This is a genomic window from Xenorhabdus miraniensis, assembly GCF_002632615.1.
In genome coordinates, this window is sequence record NZ_NITZ01000004.1 from 197,077 (window position 1) to 218,742 (window position 21,666).

18 protein-coding genes and 1 other RNA gene are annotated in these 21,666 nt (G+C 44.1%); 14 read left to right on the forward strand and 5 right to left on the reverse strand.

The genetic code is table 11. The features are described 5' to 3' along the window. Positions 1 to 84: 84 nt before the first annotated feature. Positions 85 to 735: a GNAT family N-acetyltransferase gene (locus Xmir_RS05960; RefSeq protein WP_099113483.1), complete on the reverse strand. Its 651-nt coding sequence runs from the start codon at positions 733 to 735 to the stop codon at positions 85 to 87. Between the two features lie 499 nt (positions 736 to 1,234). Between Xmir_RS05960 and acnB the strand changes: the two genes are divergently transcribed. The 5 genes from acnB (at position 1,235) to Xmir_RS05985 (ending at position 7,193) form a co-directional block, all read left to right on the forward strand. Further along, complete coding sequence (acnB, locus tag Xmir_RS05965; protein ID WP_099113484.1) at positions 1,235 to 3,832, forward strand: bifunctional aconitate hydratase 2/2-methylisocitrate dehydratase; 2,598 nt, start codon at positions 1,235 to 1,237, stop codon at positions 3,830 to 3,832. Between the two features lie 221 nt (positions 3,833 to 4,053). Beyond that, a complete protein-coding gene (locus tag Xmir_RS05970) occupies positions 4,054 to 4,425 on the forward strand; it encodes a YacL family protein (RefSeq protein ID WP_099113485.1) in 372 nt (123 codons plus the stop codon). Between the two features lie 206 nt (positions 4,426 to 4,631). Further along, positions 4,632 to 5,504 carry a small-conductance mechanosensitive channel MscS gene (gene mscS, locus Xmir_RS05975; RefSeq protein ID WP_099113486.1) on the forward strand — a complete coding sequence of 291 codons (873 nt, stop codon included), beginning with the start codon at positions 4,632 to 4,634 and terminating at the stop codon, positions 5,502 to 5,504. Positions 5,505 to 5,670: 166 nt separating this feature from the next. After that, positions 5,671 to 6,294, forward strand: coding sequence for an arginine exporter ArgO (gene argO, locus Xmir_RS05980; protein WP_099113487.1), 624 nt, complete (start codon positions 5,671 to 5,673; stop codon positions 6,292 to 6,294). Between the two features lie 164 nt (positions 6,295 to 6,458). Continuing rightward, positions 6,459 to 7,193, forward strand: coding sequence for an oxidative stress defense protein (locus tag Xmir_RS05985; RefSeq protein ID WP_099113488.1), 735 nt, complete (start codon positions 6,459 to 6,461; stop codon positions 7,191 to 7,193). On the opposite strand, the gene Xmir_RS05990 is transcribed toward Xmir_RS05985, so the two are convergent. Further along, positions 7,190 to 8,095 (reverse strand): LysR family transcriptional regulator ArgP, encoded by a 906-nt coding sequence (locus Xmir_RS05990; protein WP_099113489.1) that lies wholly within the window; start codon positions 8,093 to 8,095, stop codon positions 7,190 to 7,192. The two genes, Xmir_RS05985 and Xmir_RS05990, sit on opposite strands and share 4 nt — an antisense overlap. A gap of 283 nt (positions 8,096 to 8,378) precedes the next feature. On the opposite strand from Xmir_RS05990, the gene rpiA reads away from it, so the two are divergent. Next, positions 8,379 to 9,035, forward strand: coding sequence for a ribose-5-phosphate isomerase RpiA (gene rpiA, locus Xmir_RS05995; RefSeq protein ID WP_099113490.1), 657 nt, complete (start codon positions 8,379 to 8,381; stop codon positions 9,033 to 9,035). A 272-nt stretch (positions 9,036 to 9,307) separates the two neighbouring features. Next, positions 9,308 to 10,549: a phosphoglycerate dehydrogenase gene (gene serA / locus Xmir_RS06005; protein WP_099113491.1), complete on the forward strand. Its 1,242-nt coding sequence runs from the start codon at positions 9,308 to 9,310 to the stop codon at positions 10,547 to 10,549. A gap of 60 nt (positions 10,550 to 10,609) precedes the next feature. Here serA and Xmir_RS06010 read toward each other — a convergent pair whose 3' ends face one another. The 3 genes from Xmir_RS06010 to zapA all read right to left on the reverse strand — a co-directional run bounded on the left by Xmir_RS06010 (position 10,610) and on the right by zapA (position 11,896). Then, complete coding sequence (locus Xmir_RS06010; RefSeq protein WP_099113492.1) at positions 10,610 to 11,206, reverse strand: 5-formyltetrahydrofolate cyclo-ligase; 597 nt, start codon at positions 11,204 to 11,206, stop codon at positions 10,610 to 10,612. A gap of 50 nt (positions 11,207 to 11,256) precedes the next feature. Continuing rightward, a non-coding RNA gene (gene ssrS, locus Xmir_RS06015) (6S RNA) lies at positions 11,257 to 11,441 on the reverse strand. Between the two features lie 149 nt (positions 11,442 to 11,590). Then, on the reverse strand, positions 11,591 to 11,896 hold the full coding sequence (zapA, locus tag Xmir_RS06020; protein ID WP_047963623.1) for a cell division protein ZapA: 306 nt from the start codon (positions 11,894 to 11,896) through the stop codon (positions 11,591 to 11,593). A 266-nt stretch (positions 11,897 to 12,162) separates the two neighbouring features. Between zapA and Xmir_RS06025 the strand changes: the two genes are divergently transcribed. The 7 genes from Xmir_RS06025 to gcvP all read left to right on the forward strand — a co-directional run bounded on the left by Xmir_RS06025 (position 12,163) and on the right by gcvP (position 21,579). Next, a complete protein-coding gene (locus tag Xmir_RS06025; protein WP_099113493.1) occupies positions 12,163 to 12,738 on the forward strand; it encodes a YecA/YgfB family protein in 576 nt (191 codons plus the stop codon). Between the two features lie 169 nt (positions 12,739 to 12,907). Further along, positions 12,908 to 14,224: a Xaa-Pro aminopeptidase gene (gene pepP / locus Xmir_RS06030; RefSeq protein WP_099113494.1), complete on the forward strand. Its 1,317-nt coding sequence runs from the start codon at positions 12,908 to 12,910 to the stop codon at positions 14,222 to 14,224. 24 nt (positions 14,225 to 14,248) lie between these two features. Further along, positions 14,249 to 15,430 carry a 2-octaprenyl-6-methoxyphenyl hydroxylase gene (ubiH, locus tag Xmir_RS06035; RefSeq protein ID WP_099113495.1) on the forward strand — a complete coding sequence of 394 codons (1,182 nt, stop codon included), beginning with the start codon at positions 14,249 to 14,251 and terminating at the stop codon, positions 15,428 to 15,430. 23 nt (positions 15,431 to 15,453) lie between these two features. Beyond that, positions 15,454 to 16,686 (forward strand): FAD-dependent 2-octaprenylphenol hydroxylase, encoded by a 1,233-nt coding sequence (gene ubiI, locus Xmir_RS06040; protein WP_099113496.1) that lies wholly within the window; start codon positions 15,454 to 15,456, stop codon positions 16,684 to 16,686. 372 nt (positions 16,687 to 17,058) lie between these two features. Further along, on the forward strand, positions 17,059 to 18,156 hold the full coding sequence (gcvT, locus tag Xmir_RS06045) for a glycine cleavage system aminomethyltransferase GcvT (RefSeq protein WP_099113497.1): 1,098 nt from the start codon (positions 17,059 to 17,061) through the stop codon (positions 18,154 to 18,156). Positions 18,157 to 18,225: 69 nt separating this feature from the next. Continuing rightward, positions 18,226 to 18,618, forward strand: coding sequence for a glycine cleavage system protein GcvH (gene gcvH, locus Xmir_RS06050; protein ID WP_099113498.1), 393 nt, complete (start codon positions 18,226 to 18,228; stop codon positions 18,616 to 18,618). An 84-nt stretch (positions 18,619 to 18,702) separates the two neighbouring features. Then, positions 18,703 to 21,579, forward strand: a complete 2,877-nt coding sequence (gene gcvP, locus Xmir_RS06055) for an aminomethyl-transferring glycine dehydrogenase (RefSeq protein WP_099113499.1) — start codon at positions 18,703 to 18,705, stop codon at positions 21,577 to 21,579. Positions 21,580 to 21,666 lie beyond the last annotated feature (87 nt).

The following is a 21,666-nucleotide window of genomic DNA, read 5'->3' on the forward strand; positions in this document are numbered from 1 at the left end:
CAGAGCCTGTAATTGTTTTTCGTTCATAAATCAACCTTATTTTGATAATAAATTAAACATATCAAGTTAAGGCAAATACACAATTTAATTTACAGGCTCCTGATATTCTCCATTGGCGTTATGCCATTTATGGCTATTGGCAGGATTTAACTCCATATATTTTAAATTAAAAAAATTAAAATCAGGAGAATTAATAGGTACAAAGCCTAATTTTTTATAAAAAATCTCAGCATCCTGTTCTGAATAAACTCTTAATATTCCTTGATGGCCTAAGGCGAAAGATATATTAACCACATGTTGAACAAGCAAGCCACCATAACCATAACCGTTAGGGTAGGTTAATAAGAATGCCATTTGGTCAATGTTATTATCAGATATATTGGGTTTGGCAAGCATTAATATGATAATTCCAACCGTTTTATTTGTAACTGAACAGACAAAATGGCGATAATTATTTAGGCTTCCTGTAACATATGCAGGGTTGAAAGTATTTCTTATGGAACCACATGTACTGATAAATGTATTATGATGCCCACTTCCAAATATTGTTTCCCTTATAGATTCATACCAGTAACTGGATTCATTTCGCTGGATTTCATTAAGTGCAGATAGCATATCATTTTGATTAACTTCTTTAATTTTAGCTTGATATTCAGGGTAATATTTCTCCTCCATAATAATTGCAGAATGATGACCTGCACCTACTGTAGCGTCATGTTCTTCTCTATTAAGCATAATGATATCCTTTCAAACGGTATTGGCATTAGTTTTGTAATGGCGTCTGGTTTTTGGGATAAAATGTGAAGTATTACTTATTTGTTGATATTGAAAGACTTTTAAATTGTGTACTGTGATCAGAAATGCTGTTAAGAAAAAGATGAGTATGGAAAGTCAACGTGTTCGGTAAAAATTCAGAGGGAAATTAAAGTATTTTCGAGTCTCAATAGAAAAAAATAGCATATCCATCTATAAATACTCCTTTTAATGATATTTATCTAGAATTTTATCACTGTGTAATGTTGATTTTATGTGAATGAATTAACATGTCATTCAAATTTTGGTATGCTAAATGCCCGAAGCTGAGCATAATTATGATGTTATGCGAGCAAAATCCTCTGACCTGGCACCCTTGATGATTGTTTTAGAAGGTTATTTTAGATGATTGTTTTGGATGATCGTTACCGGGTGCAGACAGCCGGGTATATAAAATGACAATGAGAGCGAGGAGAAAGTCGTGCTAGAAGAATACCGCAAGCACGTAGCCGAGCGTGCAGCTCAAGGCATCGTCCCTAAGCCGTTAGACGCAGCTCAAGCAGCAGCGCTGGTCGAATTACTGAAGAACCCACCTAAAGATGAAGAAGATTTCCTGCTAGATCTACTGACCAACCGTGTTCCCCCTGGTGTAGACGAGGCCGCTTATGTTAAAGCGGGTTTCCTTGCTGCTATTGCAAAGGGTGAAACAACTTCCCCACTTGTTACAGCAGAAAAAGCCATTGAATTACTGGGAACCATGCAAGGTGGGTATAACATCCACGCTTTAATTGATGCCCTTGATGATGAAAAATTGGCACCTATTGCGGCGAAAGCGCTTTCTCATACTTTGCTGATGTTTGACAGCTTCTATGATGTGGAAGAAAAAGCAAAAGCGGGTAATGTTCATGCCAAACAGATTATTCAGTCATGGGCTGATGCTGACTGGTTCCTTGAACGCCCCGAATTGGCGGAAAAAATCACAGTGACTGTATTCAAGGTCACGGGTGAAACGAACACCGATGATCTCTCTCCTGCGCCTGATGCCTGGTCACGCCCTGATATTCCTCTGCATGCTCTGGCAATGCTTAAGAATGCCCGTGAAGGTATTGAACCCGATCAAGCCGGAGTCGTGGGCCCGATTAAGCAAATCGAAGCACTGGCTAAAAAAGGTTACCCGTTGGCTTACGTTGGTGATGTTGTCGGTACAGGCTCTTCCCGTAAATCAGCAACTAACTCCGTATTGTGGTTTATGGGAGAAGATATTCCCTTTGTACCAAATAAACGTGGTGCAGGTGTGGTATTGGGTGGAAAAATTGCCCCCATCTTCTTCAATACCATGGAAGATGCGGGGGCGTTACCAATCGAATTTGATGTTTCTAAACTCAATATGGGTGATTTGATTGATATCTATCCCTATAAAGGTGAAATCCGTCAGCACGAAACCAATGAATTATTGTCTACTTTTGAACTGAAAACGGATGTATTGATCGATGAAGTGCGTGCCGGTGGTCGTATTCCACTGATTATCGGTCGTGGTTTGACTGGAAAAGCGCGTGAATCATTAGGCTTGCCACACAGTGATGTATTCCGTCAGGCAAAAGCGGTTGCGAAAAGCGATCGCGGTTTCTCATTGGCACAGAAAATGGTTGGCCGTGCTTGCGGTACAGTGGGTATCCGTCCGGGAGAATATTGTGAGCCTAAGATGACATCTGTGGGTTCTCAGGACACCACAGGACCAATGACACGGGACGAATTGAAAGATCTGGCGTGTCTGGGCTTTTCTGCGGATTTGGTCATGCAGTCATTCTGTCATACCGCCGCTTATCCAAAACCTGTTGATGTGACCACACATCATACTCTGCCTGATTTCATCATGAACCGTGGCGGGGTATCACTGCGTCCGGGAGATGGCATTATCCACTCATGGCTGAACCGTATGTTGCTGCCGGATACCGTGGGTACAGGGGGAGATTCTCATACTCGTTTTCCAATTGGTATTTCTTTCCCGGCTGGTTCTGGTCTGGTGGCATTCGCTGCGGCAACAGGCGTTATGCCGTTGGATATGCCTGAATCAGTATTGGTTCGTTTTAAAGGAAAAATGCAACCCGGCATTACCCTGCGTGATCTGGTGCATGCAATTCCTTACTATGCGATTCAACAAGGTTTGCTGACTGTTGAGAAGAAGGGTAAGAAAAATATCTTCTCTGGTCGCATTCTTGAGATTGAAGGTCTGCCAGAACTTAAAGTTGAACAGGCATTCGAATTGGCTGACGCATCAGCAGAACGCTCTGCGGCTGGCTGTACCATTAAGCTGGATAAAGCGCCAATCATTGAATATCTGCAATCAAATATCATATTGCTGAAATGGATGATTGCGGAAGGTTATGGCGATCGCCGGACACTGGAACGCCGTATTATAGGTATGGAAAACTGGCTGAAAGATCCTCAATTACTGGAAGCAGATGCAGATGCTGAATATGCTACGGTGATTGAAATCGATCTGGCTGAGATTAAAGAACCGATTTTGTGTGCGCCGAATGATCCAGATGATGCACGATTGTTATCAGAAGTTGCTAACAGCAAAATTGACGAGGTCTTTATCGGTTCTTGCATGACCAATATCGGCCATTTCCGGGCAGCAGGCAAATTGCTGGATCAGCATAAAGGTCAATTACCGACTCGTTTGTGGGTTGCACCGCCAACCAAGATGGATGCCGCTCAATTAACGGAGGAAGGCTATTACAGCGTCTTTGGTAAGAGTGGGGCACGTATTGAGATCCCTGGCTGTTCATTGTGTATGGGTAATCAGGCGCGAGTGGCAGATGGTGCAACTGTGGTATCAACTTCTACCCGTAACTTCCCGAACCGTCTTGGTACTGGTGCAAATGTTTATCTGGCTTCTGCAGAGCTGGCGGCGGTGGCGTCATTGTTGGGTCGTTTGCCAACATCAGCAGAGTATTTGCAGTTCATGGATAAAGTCGATGAAACAGCAGCAGATACTTATCGTTACCTCAATTTTGATCAATTGAATCAGTACACAGAAAAAGCGGATGGTGTGATCTTCCAAACCGCTGTGTAAATAAAGTATATTGCAATCAATGGGAGGCAAAGGCCTCCCTTTTTTTTGTAAATTTTTGTGTCAGTTTGTGGACTACTTCAGAGGTGGGCTAATCAGAAGTGTTTAAAATCCAATCGTGTTAGTCACAGGCAAAAAGTTACTCATAGGCAAAAAGTGAGTTATAAGCAAAAGATAGTTATAAGCAAAAGATAGTTATCAGCAAAAGATAGTGGAGGTGTGTAATGGAATATGAATTTATGCAGGATATTACTGGTCAAGTGACAACATCTTTTTCAATGGATCATGAAGCTGTAGGCCATTGGTTAAATGAAGAAGTAAAAGGTGATTTGAGCATACTGGATAAAATCACGGTGGCCTTGAAGGGTATTAAAGGCAGCGAACGTCAGTGGCAGTTAGCAGGCCATGAGTATACTTTATTGATGAGCGAGGATGAAATCATGATCCGGGCTAATCAACTTCAGTTTGACACTGAGATGATAGAAGAAGGAATGAGTTACTATGATAACGAAAGTCTGGCTTTTTGTGGCACAGACGATTTTATCGTTATGTTAGCCGATTACAGAGAGTTTATTTTGCAAAGAAATCAAACATAAGTATTAGTGTTCAACCTATGATAGCTTTCTGCCATAATCGATATTCCATCACATATGTGTATTGTGTATTGTGTATCGTGTGATAGTGGCTTTTCTATTTTTTGAATAGGAGCCTATGCGTTTCGGTAGTGCTTATGGCCATTATCAGTGCCGAATATTAACAATGCCGAATGGAGATAGGTTCCAACAATAACGGTGGGCTTTGTATGGAAGAGATCAATCTGTCAAATGAGATTGATAAAGCAGCGGGCTGGTTTACTCACAATCAGGATCTATTGATTCAGTATGCGGTGAATGTTGTATCTGCCATCTTGATTCTGATCATTGGCTTATTTATCGCTAAGGTAGTCAGTAAAGCAGTCAGGCGTGTTATGTCATTGCGTGGTGTTGATGCCACTATTTCTGACTTTTTATCCGCAATTATTCGTTACGCTGTCATTGCATTTACGATTATTGCCGTTCTTGGCAAGTTAGGTATTCAGACCGCATCTGTGATTGCAGTCATCGGTGCGGCAGGTTTGGCAGTCGGTCTGGCATTACAAGGATCGTTGTCTAATTTCGCTGCCGGTGTTTTGCTGGTGCTGTTCCGTCCACTCCGTACTGGTGAATATGTCATGATCGGTGCTGTGGAAGGAACCGTTGTGCAGGTGCAGATTTTCTCTACGACATTGCGCACGGCAGATGATCGTATCATCGTGATCCCCAATGGTAAGATTATTGCGGACAATATCATCAATACCAGCCGTGAACCTAACCGCCGTACCCAGATTATGGTGGGGGTTGCGTATAATGCAGATATTGATGAAGTGAAAAAAGTGTTGGGTGATGTGATTCAAGCGGATGAACGCATTCAACATGAAAGAGGCGTTACTATACGCCTGCACGAAATGGCTTCTTCGTCATTGAATTTTGTTGTGCGAGTATGGACGACCAACGGTGACGCGTGGAACGTGTACTGGGATTTGATGGAAAACTTTAAGCGTACTTTAGATAAACACAATATCGGTATTCCATTCCCACAAATGGATGTTTACTTGCATCAGCAACAAACCGCCTTACAGAAAAAGACGGAAGAATAATTAAAAGATCTTGGTGTGAGCGTTTCCATGCCTCACACCAAATTCGAATACAATTCCCATTATTTTTTCTAATGATGGATAAGAATCATTCATTTTCCCTAATAATTATTATTGGCTAATATGCGTTGATACCATAACTAATTGATTAATTATTAGGAATTTTTGCATGTTTTCGATATTTATACAGGGCTTTTTTCTCAGTGCCGCGATGATCCTTCCCCTTGGACCACAAAATGTATTTGTGATGCAGCAAGGGAGCAAAAAACAGTTCCATTTAATGAGTGCCGCGTTATGTTCCATTAGTGATGCGATCCTCATTGCGGCGGGAATATTTGGCGGAAGTGCTTTACTTGGGCAATCGACATTTTTGCTGCAAGCCGTGACATGGGGGGGCATCGCATTTTTACTATGGTATGGTTGGGGGGCTTTTCGGACAGCACTATCGGCGGAAGTTAAACTCTCCTCTGCTGAAAATATCATCCAAAGCCGTTGGCGGGTTATAGTCGCTCTCTTTGCGGTGACCTGGTTGAATCCTCATGTTTATCTGGACACGTTCGTCGTGTTGGGAAGCATAGGCGGGCAACTATCAAGCGAGTTTAGGCCGTGGTTTACCCTCGGTGCGGTCATGGCATCAATCAGTTGGTTTTTTGCATTGTCATTTTTGGCTGCGTGGTTTTCACCTGTACTGAATCAACCGCGGTCACAACGTATCATCAATGTTTTTGTTGGTTGTGTGATGTGGTATATCGCTTGGGGCTTAATTAAGCAAGGATTACAGATTTTTTACTGATTTCAATACTTCTTCATAGATAATGTGTTTATAGATATTGTGTTCATAGATAATGTGTTTATAGATATTGTGTTCATGGATAGATAGTGTGTTCATAGATAGTGTGCTAATGTTTCTGAAGAGCACCTTACTCATGTAAATTTGTTGTATTTGAAGGAGGTTTTGTGAAACGTAAATCATTGGTACTGGCTGCGATGATAGCTCTGGGAAGCCTCTCTGGCATGGCTGCTTCTGCCTCTGAATTGCCATCTGTCCCACATATTTCTACTTCTGGTAATGCGGTAATCAAAGCGACGCCAGATATGGCCACGCTGATAATCCATGTCAGTGAAACTCAAAAAAGTGCGGCAGATGCAAAGAAAAAAGTGGACGAGCGTGTCGCGAAATATTTTGTTTTTCTGAAAAATAATAGCATTGAAAAGAAAGATATTGATGCTGCCAATTTGCGTACGCAACCAGAATATCAATATGAACAAAAGACGGGTAAATCAACAATCACAGGTTATAGAGCTTCGCGTTCGGTTGAAGTAAAAGTTCACAAGCTGGATCAACTGAATACATTACTGGATGGTGCTCTGAAAGCTGGACTGAATGAAATTAACTCGGTGCAGTTCAGTGTTGAGAATCCACAACGCTATCGTGATGAAGCCAGACAAAAAGCCATTGAGAATGCTATTGCACAAGCGACTGCATTGGCAAAAGGGTTCAACGGTAAGCTAGGCCCGGTATATAGCATCAATTACCGTGCTCCTGAAGCCGTGCCAGCACCAATGAGCCGCCTGAAATACCAGACAGCCCTGATGGCAGCACCAGCAGCAGATTCAGCCAGTGAAACTTATGAACCACAGAGCATTGAATTCTCTGATCACGTCGATGCGGTTTTTGAATTACAGCGTTAATTAATTTCATCTTCCTGACGTAACATCTGACGTCCTAGTTTGAGCAGGGCGTCAGTGACTTTTCTCATCGCCCCGCTTTCTGGGGTAAAACGATGCCAATAAAGCATGCGGCGTTGGCATAGTCCGGGCGTTAAATCAACTAACTCACCCGCTCGCAGCTCCTTGTCGATTTGCAAGTGTGGGATCATACAGCAAGTTGAACCTTGTTTTGCCAATTGCACAAATGCTTCGGAAGAATTTACGATATGGCAGGGGACACTACCCGGTGATAAGTCAAAATTCTGTTGTAAGAATGCCTGGTGCATATCATCCAGATGGTCGAATGCCACGGCAGGGGCTTTCAGTAATGCTGAACGCGTAACGCCATTAGGAAAAAAGCGCTCTGCGAACTTTGGAGAGGCAACAAACAGATAATCGAGAGCACCTAACTTATCAACCAGACAGCTTGGCAGGGGCTGAGCTTGAATACTAATCGCTCCAACAACTTCGCCACGCCGCAAACGTTCCTGAGTCCGGGTTTCATCTTCCACCTGAATATTTAGACGAATGGGTAAATCGGATAAGACAGGATGGAGAGCGGGTAAAAGCCAGGTTGCCAGACTATCCGCATTAACCGCGAGGGAGAGTAACAGCGGTATCTCATTGTCATTTTCGTCACCGAGCCATTGTGCTTCCAGTAATTCAACCTGATGTAATAGCGCGAGCAGCTTTTGCCCTTGCTCTGTAGGGCGAGGTGGAACGGTGCGCACCAATAGTGGCTGACCAAACAGATTTTCTAATTGTTTGATTCTCTGGGATACCGCGGATTGGGTGATACAAAGTTTTTGTGCCGCCCGCTCGAAACCACGTTCTCGGATCACTGCATCCAATGCTTGCAGTGACCTGTAATCAGGACGTTTCATTGAAAATAAAGTTCTCCGTTTTTACTCTTTTTGTGGGATATAGGACGATTTTTTTAGGCTAAGTAGCTCTGTGGTTTGAGTAGCATCGCATGACTTAAGCAATACTCTTGCTGTTCAAATATTCTTGCTATTCAAATATTCTTGCGATCCAAATACCATTGCGATCTAAACAGCATTATGTGGCCTAAGTAGCACTATGCCATATTTTTTCATGGAGCGAGGTAATATTGTTTATACTAGCCGTCAGATTTTTCCTTGTAACTGTTTATAGGCTGTGATTGATATGACTCAGGACGAACTGAAAAAAGCAGTAGGTTGGGCGGCATTGGAATACGTTAAACCAGGCACAATTGTTGGTGTTGGTACGGGTTCAACGGCAGCGCATTTTATTGATGCGTTAGGAACTATCAAAGACAAAATTGAAGGTGCGGTGTCTAGTTCAGAAGCATCAACTGCAAAGCTGAAAAGTCTCGGTATTCCCGTATTTGACTGTAATGATGTTGACAGTTTGGATATTTATGTTGATGGCGCTGATGAAATTAACGGTCAGATGCAAATGATCAAAGGTGGTGGTGCGGCATTAACCCGGGAAAAAATCATCGCTGCTGTTGCAAAGAAATTTATCTGTATCATTGATTCCTCTAAGCAAGTGGAGGTTCTGGGCAAATTTCCACTGCCGGTTGAAGTTATCCCAATGGCACGCGCTTATGTTACCCGTGAACTGGAGAAGTTAGGAGGAACCCCGGTTTATCGTGAAAATGTGGTGACTGATAATGGTAATGACATTCTGGATGTTCACAACCTTTCCATTGTTGAGCCGGCTGAATTGGAAGACAAAATCAATGGCATCGCTGGTGTAGTAACCGTTGGCCTTTTTGCCAACAGAGGTGCCAACGTAGTGCTGGTGGGTGCAGCTGACGGGGTCATGGCGATCAAATAATAATCGTTTATTGGGGGCGGAATATTCTGTCCCCAAAATATTTTTATATTTATTAAAAAAAGAAAATTTGGTGATATCTATCACTTTACCGCCTAAAAAAAACTCAAAACCCTGCCTTTGGCTTATAACGAATTATTTTACTTCGTATAACAACTTATTTACTGTTTCTTATCCTGTTATATAAGCAATCGATTGTATTGCCGTTGTCGTTTTTTTTGTTATTTTGGTGACATCTATAGGCGTTATGAAGTTAGTACAACTAGGGCGGGCAAATGGTTAAGGTATCTTTAGAAAAGGATAAAATTAAATTTCTGCTATTGGAAGGCGTTCATCAAAGCACAGTAGAAAAATTGAAAGCGGCTGGATACAGCAATATTGAATATCATAAAGGGGCATTGGAACCAGAAGAACTGAAAGAAGCAATTCGTGATGCTCGGTTTGTGGGGATCCGTTCCCGTACCCAGTTGACGGAAGAAATTTTTTCCGCAGCGGAAAAATTGGTTGCTGTGGGCTGTTTCTGTATTGGTACCAATCAAGTTGATTTGAAAGCCGCAGCAAAACGCGGTATTCCTGTATTTAATGCACCGTTCTCCAATACCCGATCAGTCGCTGAAATGGTATTGGGTGAGTTGCTGTTATTATTGCGCCGCATTCCTGAGGCGAATGCAAAAGCACATAACGGTGTATGGGATAAGCAGGCAAAAGGTTGTTATGAGGCTCGCGGAAAGAAACTAGGCATTATTGGTTACGGTCATATCGGTACACAGCTTGGTATTTTGGCTGAAAGTATTGGTCTGAATGTTTATTTCTATGATATTGAAAATAAATTGCCATTAGGTAATGCACAGCAAGTCCATCATCTATCTGAACTATTGAATATGAGTGATGTTGTGAGCCTGCACGTACCTGAAACAGCTTCAACCAAAAATATGATTGGTGCAACAGAGCTGGAACTGATGAAACCAGGTTCAATTTTGATAAATGCTTCACGCGGCACCGTAATAGACATTCCCGCATTAAGTGACGCGTTGGAAATCGGGCATATTTCTGGTGCGGCGATTGATGTATTCCCAGAAGAGCCGGCAACAAACAGCGATCCTTTCATCTCGTTATTAACAAAGTTTGATAACGTATTACTGACACCGCATATTGGTGGATCGACTCAGGAAGCCCAAGAAAATATTGGTGCTGAAGTCGGAGGTAAGTTGGTGAAATACTCTGACAACGGTTCTACGCTGTCTGCGGTTAATTTCCCTGAAGTTTCACTGCCTGTTCATGCCAAAGATACTAACCGTTTGCTGCATATCCATGAAAACCGTCCCGGTATCTTAACCAGCATCAACCAAGTGTTCACTGCTCAAGAAATCAATATTGAAGCACAATATCTGCGAACAGAAGGCGATATTGGTTATGTGGTTATTGATATTACAGCGCAGAGCACTGCTGAAGCCGAATTGGTATTGCAACAACTGAAAGCCTTGCCTGGCACAATTCGTTCCCGGTTGCTTTACTAATTTACCAAGAGTGAAAGAAGGGCTGTTGAATATTCAACAACCCTTATATCAGTTAAAGATTCACGCCCATTGCCATACTTTTTCTGGTGTAATAATTTCCGGTAAAGGAATATCCCAACTTGCACTGGGTAATGTTTCCACTAGCTGGAAATTGTGTGCTAATCCTATCGGGTAAAAGTTCTGTTGTTGCCATTTTGCGAGAGTCCTATCGTAGAAGCCGCCTCCCATACCCAAACGTTGCCCTGTACAATCAAAAGCAACGAGTGGTATGAACATGACATCAAGTTCAGAAACAGGCAAAACCTGCCGGATATCCAGCGCAGGTTCTTCTATATTGAATTGATTCCGAATCAGGGGAGTATCAGCACGGTAACGCAGGAAAAGTAAGTGATTCCGGCTGAAAGGATGCAATACTGGCAAATAGACTTGCTTGTTTTGTTGCCAAAGTTGTTGGATTAATGGGCGTGTATCCAATTCCCCATCGAAAGAGAGATACAGGGCAATTTTGTTAGCTTGCAGAACCTTCGGATGAGCCATGACTTGTTTGGCTGCTTGCAGGGCAAATTGCGCTTGTTGCTCGGGGGGTAAACTTTGACGTAGTTGTCGAATTTTTTTTCGAATGGATTTTCGGAGAGAAAAAAAAGAATCTGATTGCATGATACCTGCCTGTTTAATGCAGAAAAGGATACAAAACAGATAAAAAATTAGGGTTCTCCAAGATGCCGTTGCAGGTGGTAACCCTTGAACCCTTGGTTCAAGGTGAACGTAGAGTCGTTTCTATTAGGCTTCTTGGTCTGAGCCAAGCATGCTCACAAGAAACAGAGCACTACATTCTATAGGTATGAAATATCGGCTCAGGGGACTTCCCCGCTCACGCACACCTCAGAGAAATTTTTTGTTGCTTAAAACGCTAAATAGGCTCTAAACAACGCTATGAAGCCTATTGTATGGAACTAAACGAAGAAAGCAACTGCTTATATTCATCTATAGTGACTACTGCCTGATTTATCAACAAGAATGCGTTTATTGACAGGTAGAACATCAGGTAATTTTACCTTGTTCTAACAATGCGTTTTCAATAGTCTGCTGGAGCATTTTTATTTTTTGTTCCATATTGTAGGCATAATCACGGGTTTTCATTTTTTCTTGTGCTAACTCGTGACAAACATTCAGCGCCACAATAAAAACCAGCTGCTCAGTGTTAGTTACTCTGGTGCGTTCTTTGAGGTTTTGCAAACGTTGATCAAGCTCCTCAGCAGCAGCTTGCAATGCCTCTATCTGCTCTGGTGGACAATTGACACGTAATGACCGCCCAAAAATCTGAATATCTACTGGTTGTGCAGACATGACACCTTCCTGATTTATTACTGTGCCGATACCTTGATTTTGACATATAGCCCTTATCCTTCAAATTGTAGCTTTATTGGCTGAGTGACAACTTGAAATCTATTGGGCATAAAGTAAATTTTGGTATAAAAACAAGGTCGACACCAATCATTACCGTACAATACCAAAAGCTCCCCCTCCTTATATCGGTGTATGCTGTCTGGTATAGCGACTCCCCTTGATGGTAGCATAGCATGAACTTATATCGCCAACGATGATCAATATACATGTCTATACAAAACTCATTACCTAATTATCAGTCATTTGATGAAATTTTGCATCAACAGTCCGTTGCACTGACAGCAGCAGAAATGCACGGCTTAATCAGTGGATTACTATGTGGTGGAAATCATGATAGTAGTTGGCAGACATTGGTGCATGATCTCGCTAATGATGGTCTGGCATTTTCTCAGGTTTTATCCGTACCCCTCCGGGAATTGCACGAAACAACCTTTGAATTGCTTGATGACAGTAATTTTGCATTTAAGCTACTGCTTCCTGATGAAGAAGCCGGTGTTTTTGAATGTGCGGATGCGTTGGCGGGATGGGTGAACCATTTTCTATTGGGATTAGGTGTCGCAAATCCAAAATTGACAGAAAAACCAGAAATTAAAGAAATTGTCACCGATTTACGTAATATCGGCATGCTGGGGTATGACGAGGACGAAGATCAAGAAGAGCTGTCCCAGGCTCTTGAAGAAGTCCTGGAATATGTTCGTGTTGCAGTTCAGCTCTGCTATATCGCTTTAGCAACACCGAAAACTTCAGGTAATGCAAAAAATGAAAAACCAACGTTGCATTGATTGGTGATATATACCTAATAAATTTCAAGTTGTAGCACAATGGCAAATGAACGAATCCCGAAAGCATAACTGACTGTGCGATTGGGTGCAGGTAAACGCGTCTGACAAAGCAGCAGCTTGAAAGATAAAGGGTATCCTAACTAATAATAATGAAATCGCAGGAGAGGGTATGACTAAACAAGAATATTTATCCCGTCGTCAGGCACTATTGTCAAAAATGGCACCGGCCAGTGCGGCCATTATTTTTTCTGCCCCGCCTGCGACACGTAATTCAGATAGCGAGTATCCTTATCGCCAGCACAGTGATTTTCTTTATCTGACAGGTTTCAATGAACCGGAAGCGGTTTTGATACTGATCAAAAGTGATGAAACTCACAATCATAGCGTACTGTTTAACCGCGTCCGTGATTTGAATGCGGAAATTTGGTCTGGCCGTCGTCTTGGGCAAGAAGCCGCATTGGAAAAACTGGGCGTGGATCGTGCTCTGCCATACGATGATCTCAACGAACAGCTCTATTTACTACTGAATGGCTTGGAAGTGGTTTATCACGCGCAGGGAGAGTTTGAATACGCTGACAATATCGTATTTAGTGCCTTGGATAAATTGCGCAAAAATAATCGCCGTAATCTCAGTGCTCCGTCTGCTATGGTGGATTGGCGTCCGTGGCTGCATGAAATGCGCCTGTTCAAGTCGGAAGCTGAATTGGAAATCATGCGCAAGGCCGGGAAAATCAGTGCGCAGGCGCATACCAGAGCCATGCAGGTTTGTCGTCCTGACATGTTTGAATATCAGCTTGAGGCTGAGATCCATCATGAATTTACCTATCAAGGTGCACGTTATCCTGCCTATAACACCATCATTGGTGCGGGAGAAAACGCTTGCATTCTGCATTATTCAGAAAATGAACGTCGAATGAAAGACGGTGATTTAGTTTTAATCGATGCAGGATGTGAGTATGAAGGGTATGCGGGCGATATTACGCGGACATTCCCGGTCAATGGCAAATTTACTCGTCCACAACGTGAAATTTATGACATTGTGCTGGAAGCCATCAATGTTTCTCTGGAGTTATATAAACCCGGCGCCAACATCCGCGGAGTCACTGAGCAGGTTGTGCGTATTATGGTCAATGGATTGGTAAAATTGGGAATTATGCACGGTGAAGTCGAACAATTGATCGAGACCAATGCTTATCGCCAATTTTTCATGCATGGTTTAAGTCACTGGTTGGGACTGGATGTACACGATGTGGGCAATTACGGTGTTGAGCGTGATCGCATACTGGAACCTGGCATGGTGCTGACAGTGGAGCCGGGGCTTTACATTGCACCGGATGCGGATGTTCCGTTGGAATACCGCGGCATTGGTATCCGTATTGAAGATGACATCGTGATAACGGAAACCGGAAATGAAAATCTGACTGAGCATGTCGTAAAAGATCCTGATGAGATAGAAGCGCTGATGGCACAGGCGAAACAGGGTTAAGGTTAAAATAATCAGGAAGTGATAATGAACGTGATTATCGTGGGTGGAGGAATGGCGGGAGCGACACTGGCACTGGCTATTTCTTCGCTGAGCCGGGGGCGGTTGCAGGTCTCCTTAATTGAAGCCGCAGAACCCACTCAGGAACATCCGGGTTTTGATGCGAGAGCCATTGCCTTGGCTTATGGTACATGTCAGCGCTTGGATCAGATCGATATTTGGTCTGCACTGAAACATTGTGTGACACCAATCACTCACGTTCATGTTAGCGACCGTGGCCATAATGGTTTCGTCAATATACGCGCTGATGATCATGATATTCCGGCATTGGGTAATGTGATTGAGTTGCATGATGCCGGTATCCATCTGTTTGATTTACTGAAACAATCACCGAATATCAAACTTTACTGTCCGGCTACAGTGAATTCCGTCGAGCGTCTGGAAAATTCTGTCACTGTTACGCTGAATAATGGTGAAAAACTGACAGGGGAATTGCTGGTGGCTGCCGACGGTAGCCATTCTGCGATAGCTCAGGCGTGCAATATTCCATACCAGCGACAATCTTACGATCAGGTAGCGATTATCGCCAATGTCCTGACTTCTGAGCACCCCCAAGGAAGAGCGTTTGAACGCTTTACTGAACATGGCCCGTTGGCGCTCTTGCCTATGTCTGAAGGGCGCAGCTCTTTGGTGTGGTGTCACCCACTGGACAAACAGTCAGAAATCAATGGTTGGAGTCAGGCCGAGTTCATCCAACATCTGCAACAAGCATTTGGCTGGCGTTTAGGGAAAATATTGGAAACCGGTCAGCGGTACAGTTATCCATTGGCTTTATCGACAGCAAATCAGCAAATTAGCCATCGTCTGGCACTGGTAGGCAATGCCTCCCAAACTTTGCACCCGATTGCCGGGCAAGGTTTTAACTTAGGTATGCGTGATGTTATGGCATTGGCGCAGAGCATTTCAGAAGCGGCTATTGTAGGGCAAGATATTGGAGCCTATAAAATACTGGCTCAATATCAGCAACAGCGTGAGGCAGATCGTGAAACGACAATTGGTATCACGGATGGATTGGTCAGATTATTCGCCAATGACTACTTGCCGTTAAGAATCGGGCGAAATCTGGGTCTGATGACGATGGAAACATTACCACCGATACGGGATCTATTTGCCCGCCAGACATTGGGTTGGGTTACCCGGTCAGCTTAGGCAGATTAAGAGGAAAGAAAAACATGCAATCATTTGATGTGGTGATCGCAGGGGGCGGTATGGTTGGCCTTGCGCTGGCCTGTGGTTTGCAAGGTAGCGGTTTGCGCATCGCGATTGTAGAAGAACATCCACCGACAAAGCAATTTGATGCCAATGAGGAACATGCGTTGCGTGTATCGGCCATCAATGCAGCAAGTGAACGTTTACTGACTCATCTTGGTGTTTGGCAGAATATTCTTGCGATGAGAGCGAGTCCTTATCAGGGCATGGAAGTTTGGGATCAGGATAGTTTCGGCCGCATTCAGTTTAATGCGGCCGAAAATGGCCTGGCACATCTTGGGCATATCATTGAGAATCATGTAATCCGGCAAGCGCTTTGGCAACGTGCGGAAAATTTGTCAGATGTGACGATTCTTACCCCATCCACCCTCCAGAACGTTGCCTGGGGAGAAAATGAAGCCTTCATCACTTTATCTGATGGGAGCATGCTAACTTCGCGTTTAGTGGTTGGTGCAGACGGTGCACACTCTTGGTTACGTCAACATGCCGATATTCCACTGACTTTCTGGGATTATGAGCATCATGCGTTGGTAGCAACTATTCGCACTGAAGAACCTCATCAGGGCGTTGCACGTCAGGTTTTTCATGGTGATGGAATATTAGCTTTTTTGCCGTTGTCTGATCCTCATTTATGTTCAATTGTTTGGTCACTGCCGGCTGAATCGGCACAACAACGCAAAACCATGGAACCTGAATTGTTCAATCGGCAGTTGGGTGTGACATTTGACATGCGGCTGGGCCTATGTGAATTAATCAGTGATCGACGAGCTATTCCATTGATGGGGCGTTATGCCCGCAACTTTGCCGCGCACCGCTTGGCACTATTGGGGGATGCGGCACATACCATTCATCCTTTGGCTGGTCAGGGTGTCAATCTGGGTTTTATGGATGTGGCAGAGCTGATTAGTGAATTGAACCGGCTGAATTGCGAGGGAAAAGACATTGGTCAGTATCTTTATTTAGGACGTTATGAACGTCGTCGTAAACACAGTGCTGCGGTTATGTTGGCAGGCATGCAGGGATTCCGTCAGTTATTTGATGGTAATAATCCGGCTAAAAAGTTATTGCGAGGGGTTGGATTAGCATTGGCTGATCACTTACCGGGAATAAAACCGCAATTGCTTCGCCAGGCAATGGGTCTCAATGATCTCCCTGATTGGCTAACTTCCCCAACCACTTCGGTTGAAAAATTCTAATTTATCCCTCCGTTTAGGATTAGTTTTTTTTATATTAGACTAAGGTGTGTTCAGTTGATTTGCTTCACACTTTAGTCATTTTCTAATCGAAAAAGATTGATTCCTGCTATTTATTGCAAATATTGAGCGCTTTGGCGCAATAAATTAGACAAAAATTCTGCATGATAGTAAGCGTTTTTTCAGGTTATCACACCAATGCTGCTAATTTATTTTATGGTTCATTTCCAGTTTCAGTGATAACTTCTGATCCTAAGGTATCGTTTGCGTGATTAACCGCTTCTTTGCTTCATGATCCAACATCTGCCGGTTAATGCGCCGTATGTTTTTTCAGGTCACGAATGTTTTCATGTCAAGAATGGAAAGAGGGAAATAATGTCAAAACACACCCCACTATATGATCAACATCTGGCATGCGGGGCACGCATGGTAGATTTTCATGGCTGGATGATGCCTCTGCATTATGGTTCACAAATCGACGAGCATCATATCGTGCGTACTGATGCTGGTATGTTCGACGTTTCCCACATGACTATTGTGGATCTGCACGGCCTAGGTTGCCGTGACTTTCTCCGTTACCTTCTGGCAAATGACATCGCCAAACTGACCGAGCAGGGCAAAGCGCTTTATACCGGAATGCTGAATGCTTCTGGTGGCGTGATTGATGACCTGATTGTCTACTTCTTCACTGATAACTTCTACCGTATGGTTGTTAATTCAGCAACGCGTGAGAAAGATTTAGCATGGATTAACCAACATGCGGAGAAATATGACGTCGAGATTACAGTGCGTGATGATTTGGCTCTGATCGCTGTTCAGGGGCCAAATGCACAGGCTAAAGTTCAATCACTATTAAGCGATGAACAAAAGCAGGCTGTAATCGGTATGAAGCCTTTTTTTGGCGTCCAGTCCGGCGATCTTTTCATTGCGACGACGGGTTACACCGGTGAAGCGGGTTATGAAATTGCGTTACCAAAAGAACACGCAGCAGATTTCTGGCAGCAGTTATTAACCGTAGGTGTAAAACCTGCCGGCTTGGGAGCACGTGACACATTACGTCTCGAAGCGGGCATGAATCTTTATGGTCAGGAGATGGATGAAACCATTTCACCACTGGCCGCCAACATGGGCTGGACAATTGCTTGGAAACCGGAAGATCGCCAATTCATTGGCCGTGAAGCGCTGGAAAGGCAGCGTGAAGCAGGTACAGAGCAATTGGTAGGTTTAATCATGCGTGAAAAAGGAGTGCTGCGCGGTGGCTTAACCGTCAGTTTCACCGATAATTCAGACGGAATTCGTTCTGGTGTGATTACCAGCGGGACATTCTCTCCAACTCTGGGATTTAGTATCGCCCTTGCACGTGTACCACGCGGTATTGGTGAACAAGCGATTGTTCAGATCCGTAATCGTGAAATGCCTGTTCAGGTTGTGAAACCGGGTTTTGTGCGGATGGGTAAACCACTCGTAGACTGATTTTTGGTTGTAATATTTTGATTGTTTTAATGTTTTTATTAATCAATAAGAAACAAGGAGATGGCAACGATGAGTCATGTACCAGTAGAATTGAAATATACAGAATCACACGAATGGGTTCGTTCGGAAGGAAATGGTGAATACACAATAGGTATTACCGAACATGCTCAACAATTATTGGGTGATATGGTATTCGTTGACTTGCCTGACGTCGGCACAGAGGTAAACAGTGGTGATGATTGCGCAGTTGTAGAATCAGTTAAAGCTGCTTCTGATATCTACGCGCCATTGAGTGGTAAAGTCATTGCTGTTAACCCTGAGTTGGAAGGCACACCCGAATTAGTGAATAGTGAGCCGTATAACGAAGGTTGGTTGTTCCGTATCAAAATTACTGATGAGAGTGAACTGACTAACCTGCTTGATGCTGAAGGCTATCAGTCACTTTTAGAAGAAGACGAGTAATTGTATTGACCGCCCCATATCACGTTGTGAATGGGGCTTTTTTTATGTGTGCCGTTTTTAGCTAGTTTCAGGAAATTATCATCAATGACTCAGACATTAATCCAACTTGAAAATCAAGGTGAATTCATTCGTCGCCACATTGGTTCTTCTGCTGAACAGCAAACAGAAATGTTGGCGATGGTTGGTGCAAATTCTCTTGACGATCTGACAAATAAAATCGTTCCCCGCAATATCGCATTGTCAGAACCGCCAGCAATCGGTGAAAGTGCAACAGAACAACAGGCACTGGCTGAATTAAAGGCAATGGCGGGCCAGAACCAGCGCTATCAATCTTATATTGGCATGGGATACGCACCATCGATACTTCCGCCTGTTATCTTGCGTAATTTGTTGGAAAATCCAGGCTGGTATACTGCCTATACTCCTTACCAACCGGAAGTTTCTCAAGGGCGGCTGGAAGCTCTGCTCAATTTCCAGCAAGTTACGATTGACCTGACGGGTTTGGATCTTGCGTCTGCTTCTCTGCTGGATGAAGCAACCGCAGCGGCAGAAGCCATGGCAATGGCAAAACGGATCAGCAAGTTAAAGAATGCTGAGCGTTTTTTTGTGGCCGATGACATTCATCCACAGACATTAGATGTTGTGCGTACCCGTGCTGAAACATTTGGATTTGAAGTCATTGTTGATAAAGCAGAAAAAGCACTGGAGCTAGAAGGTGTCTTTGGTGTCCTGTTGCAACAAATTGGCACAACGGGCGAAGTTCACGATTACAGTGATCTCATCGTGAAACTGAAAGAACGTAAAATCATTGTCAGCGTCGCGGCAGACTTCATGGCACTAGTCATGCTGACGGCACCGGGTAAACAAGGGGCTGACATTGTATTTGGTTCTGCGCAGCGCTTTGGTGTGCCGATGGGATACGGTGGCCCTCACGCCGCCTTCTTTGCCTGCCGTGATGAATTTAAACGTTCCATGCCTGGGCGTATTATTGGTGTTTCCCGTGATGCAGCGGGTAACAGGGCATTGCGTATGGCAATGCAAACACGTGAGCAACATATTCGCCGTGAAAAAGCGAATTCTAATATCTGTACCTCCCAAGTCTTGCTGGCAAATATTGCGGGCATGTATGCGGTTTACCACGGCGAGGAAGGCTTAAAGCGCATCGCTAGCCGTATTCATCGGCTGACTGATATTTTGGCTGCCGGTTTGCAACAAGCGGGTATCTCACTGCGCCATAAAACATGGTTTGATACGTTGACGGTTGAAGTGGCGGATAAAGCTCAGGTCTTGGCAAGAGCGGAGAAATCGCAGATTAACCTGCGTACCGATATTTTTGGTGCTGTTGGTGTGTCATTGAGTGAAAAAACCAGCCGCGATGACCTGATAACCTTATTTCAGGTTCTGACGGGATCTGATGCTGTATTGGATATCGAAACGCTCGATAGCACAATAGCGAATGACAACCAATCTATCCCTGCCAGCATGTTGCGTCATGATGAGATTCTGACGCACGATAACTTCCGCCGTTATCACAGTGAAACTGACATGATGCGTTATATGCACAGTCTGGAGCGTAAAGATTTGGCGTTGAATCAGGCAATGATCCCGTTGGGATCGTGCACCATGAAACTGAATGCGGTCGCAGAAATCACACCGATAACATGGCCTGAATTTACCGACATACATCCTTTCTGCCCGACAGAGCAGGCACAAGGTTATCATCAGTTAATCGGCCAGCTTTCCCATTGGTTGGTGTTATTGACTGGATATGACGCATTTTGTATGCAGCCAAATTCGGGGGCGCAAGGGGAATATGCTGGTCTATTGGCGATTCGTCGCTATTACGCCAGCCGTGGTGAGCAGCATCGTCATATTTGCTTAATACCAAGTTCAGCGCATGGTACAAACCCTGCCTCGGCACATATGGCAGGCATGACAGTTGTGGTTGTGAACTGTGACAAAGAAGGCAACATTGATCTGACCGATTTGCGTGAAAAAGCAGAAAAGCATCGTGACGATCTGGCTTGCATCATGGTGACTTACCCATCGACTCACGGTGTGTATGAAGAAACCATCCGTGAGGTTTGCGACATTATCCATCAAAATGGTGGTCAGGTTTACCTTGATGGCGCGAACATGAATGCCCAAGTGGGGATCACGACACCGGGTTTCATCGGCGCAGATGTTTCACACCTGAATCTGCATAAAACCTTCTGCATTCCACATGGCGGTGGCGGCCCGGGTATGGGGCCGATTGGTGTGAAAAAACACCTTGCGCCATTTGTGCCCGGTCACTCAGTGGTGGAAATGGATGGCGTTACGACACTGGGGGCGGTATCCGCAGCGCCATTTGGAAGTGCTTCCATTTTGCCGATTAGCTGGATGTATATTCGCATGATGGGTGCCAAAGGACTGAAGCAAGCCAGCCAGGTTGCTATCCTGAATGCAAACTACATCGCTGCTCGCCTGAAAGGGGCTTATGAAATCCTTTATACCGGACGTGATGGTTATGTTGCCCATGAATGTATTCTGGACATTCGCCCATTGAAAGAAGAGTTTGGTATCAGCGAAATGGATATCGCTAAGCGTCTGATTGACTATGGTTTCCATGCACCAACCATGTCATTCCCTGTTGCGGGTACTTTGATGGTTGAGCCAACGGAATCAGAAAGCAAAGTTGAGATTGATCGCTTTATTGACGCAATGCTGGCAATCCGTGAAGAAATCCGCAAAGTGGCAAAAGGGGAATGGACTTTGGAAGATAACCCACTGGTTAACGCGCCACACATTCAGACTGAACTTGTTTCTGAATGGAATCACGCATACAGCCGTGAAGTTGCCGTTTTCCCAACGGCGGAAACAAAGGCTAACAAATATTGGCCAACGGTTAAACGTCTGGACGATGTTTACGGTGACCGCAATTTACATTGCTCTTGTGCACCGATTGACGATTATCGTTAATGACGGTTTAGATTGATTTATTGTCAACCCCCGTCTGGTAAGACGGGGGAAACAGAGAGCGCAATACAGTAGGTTAAGTTCTGGTAA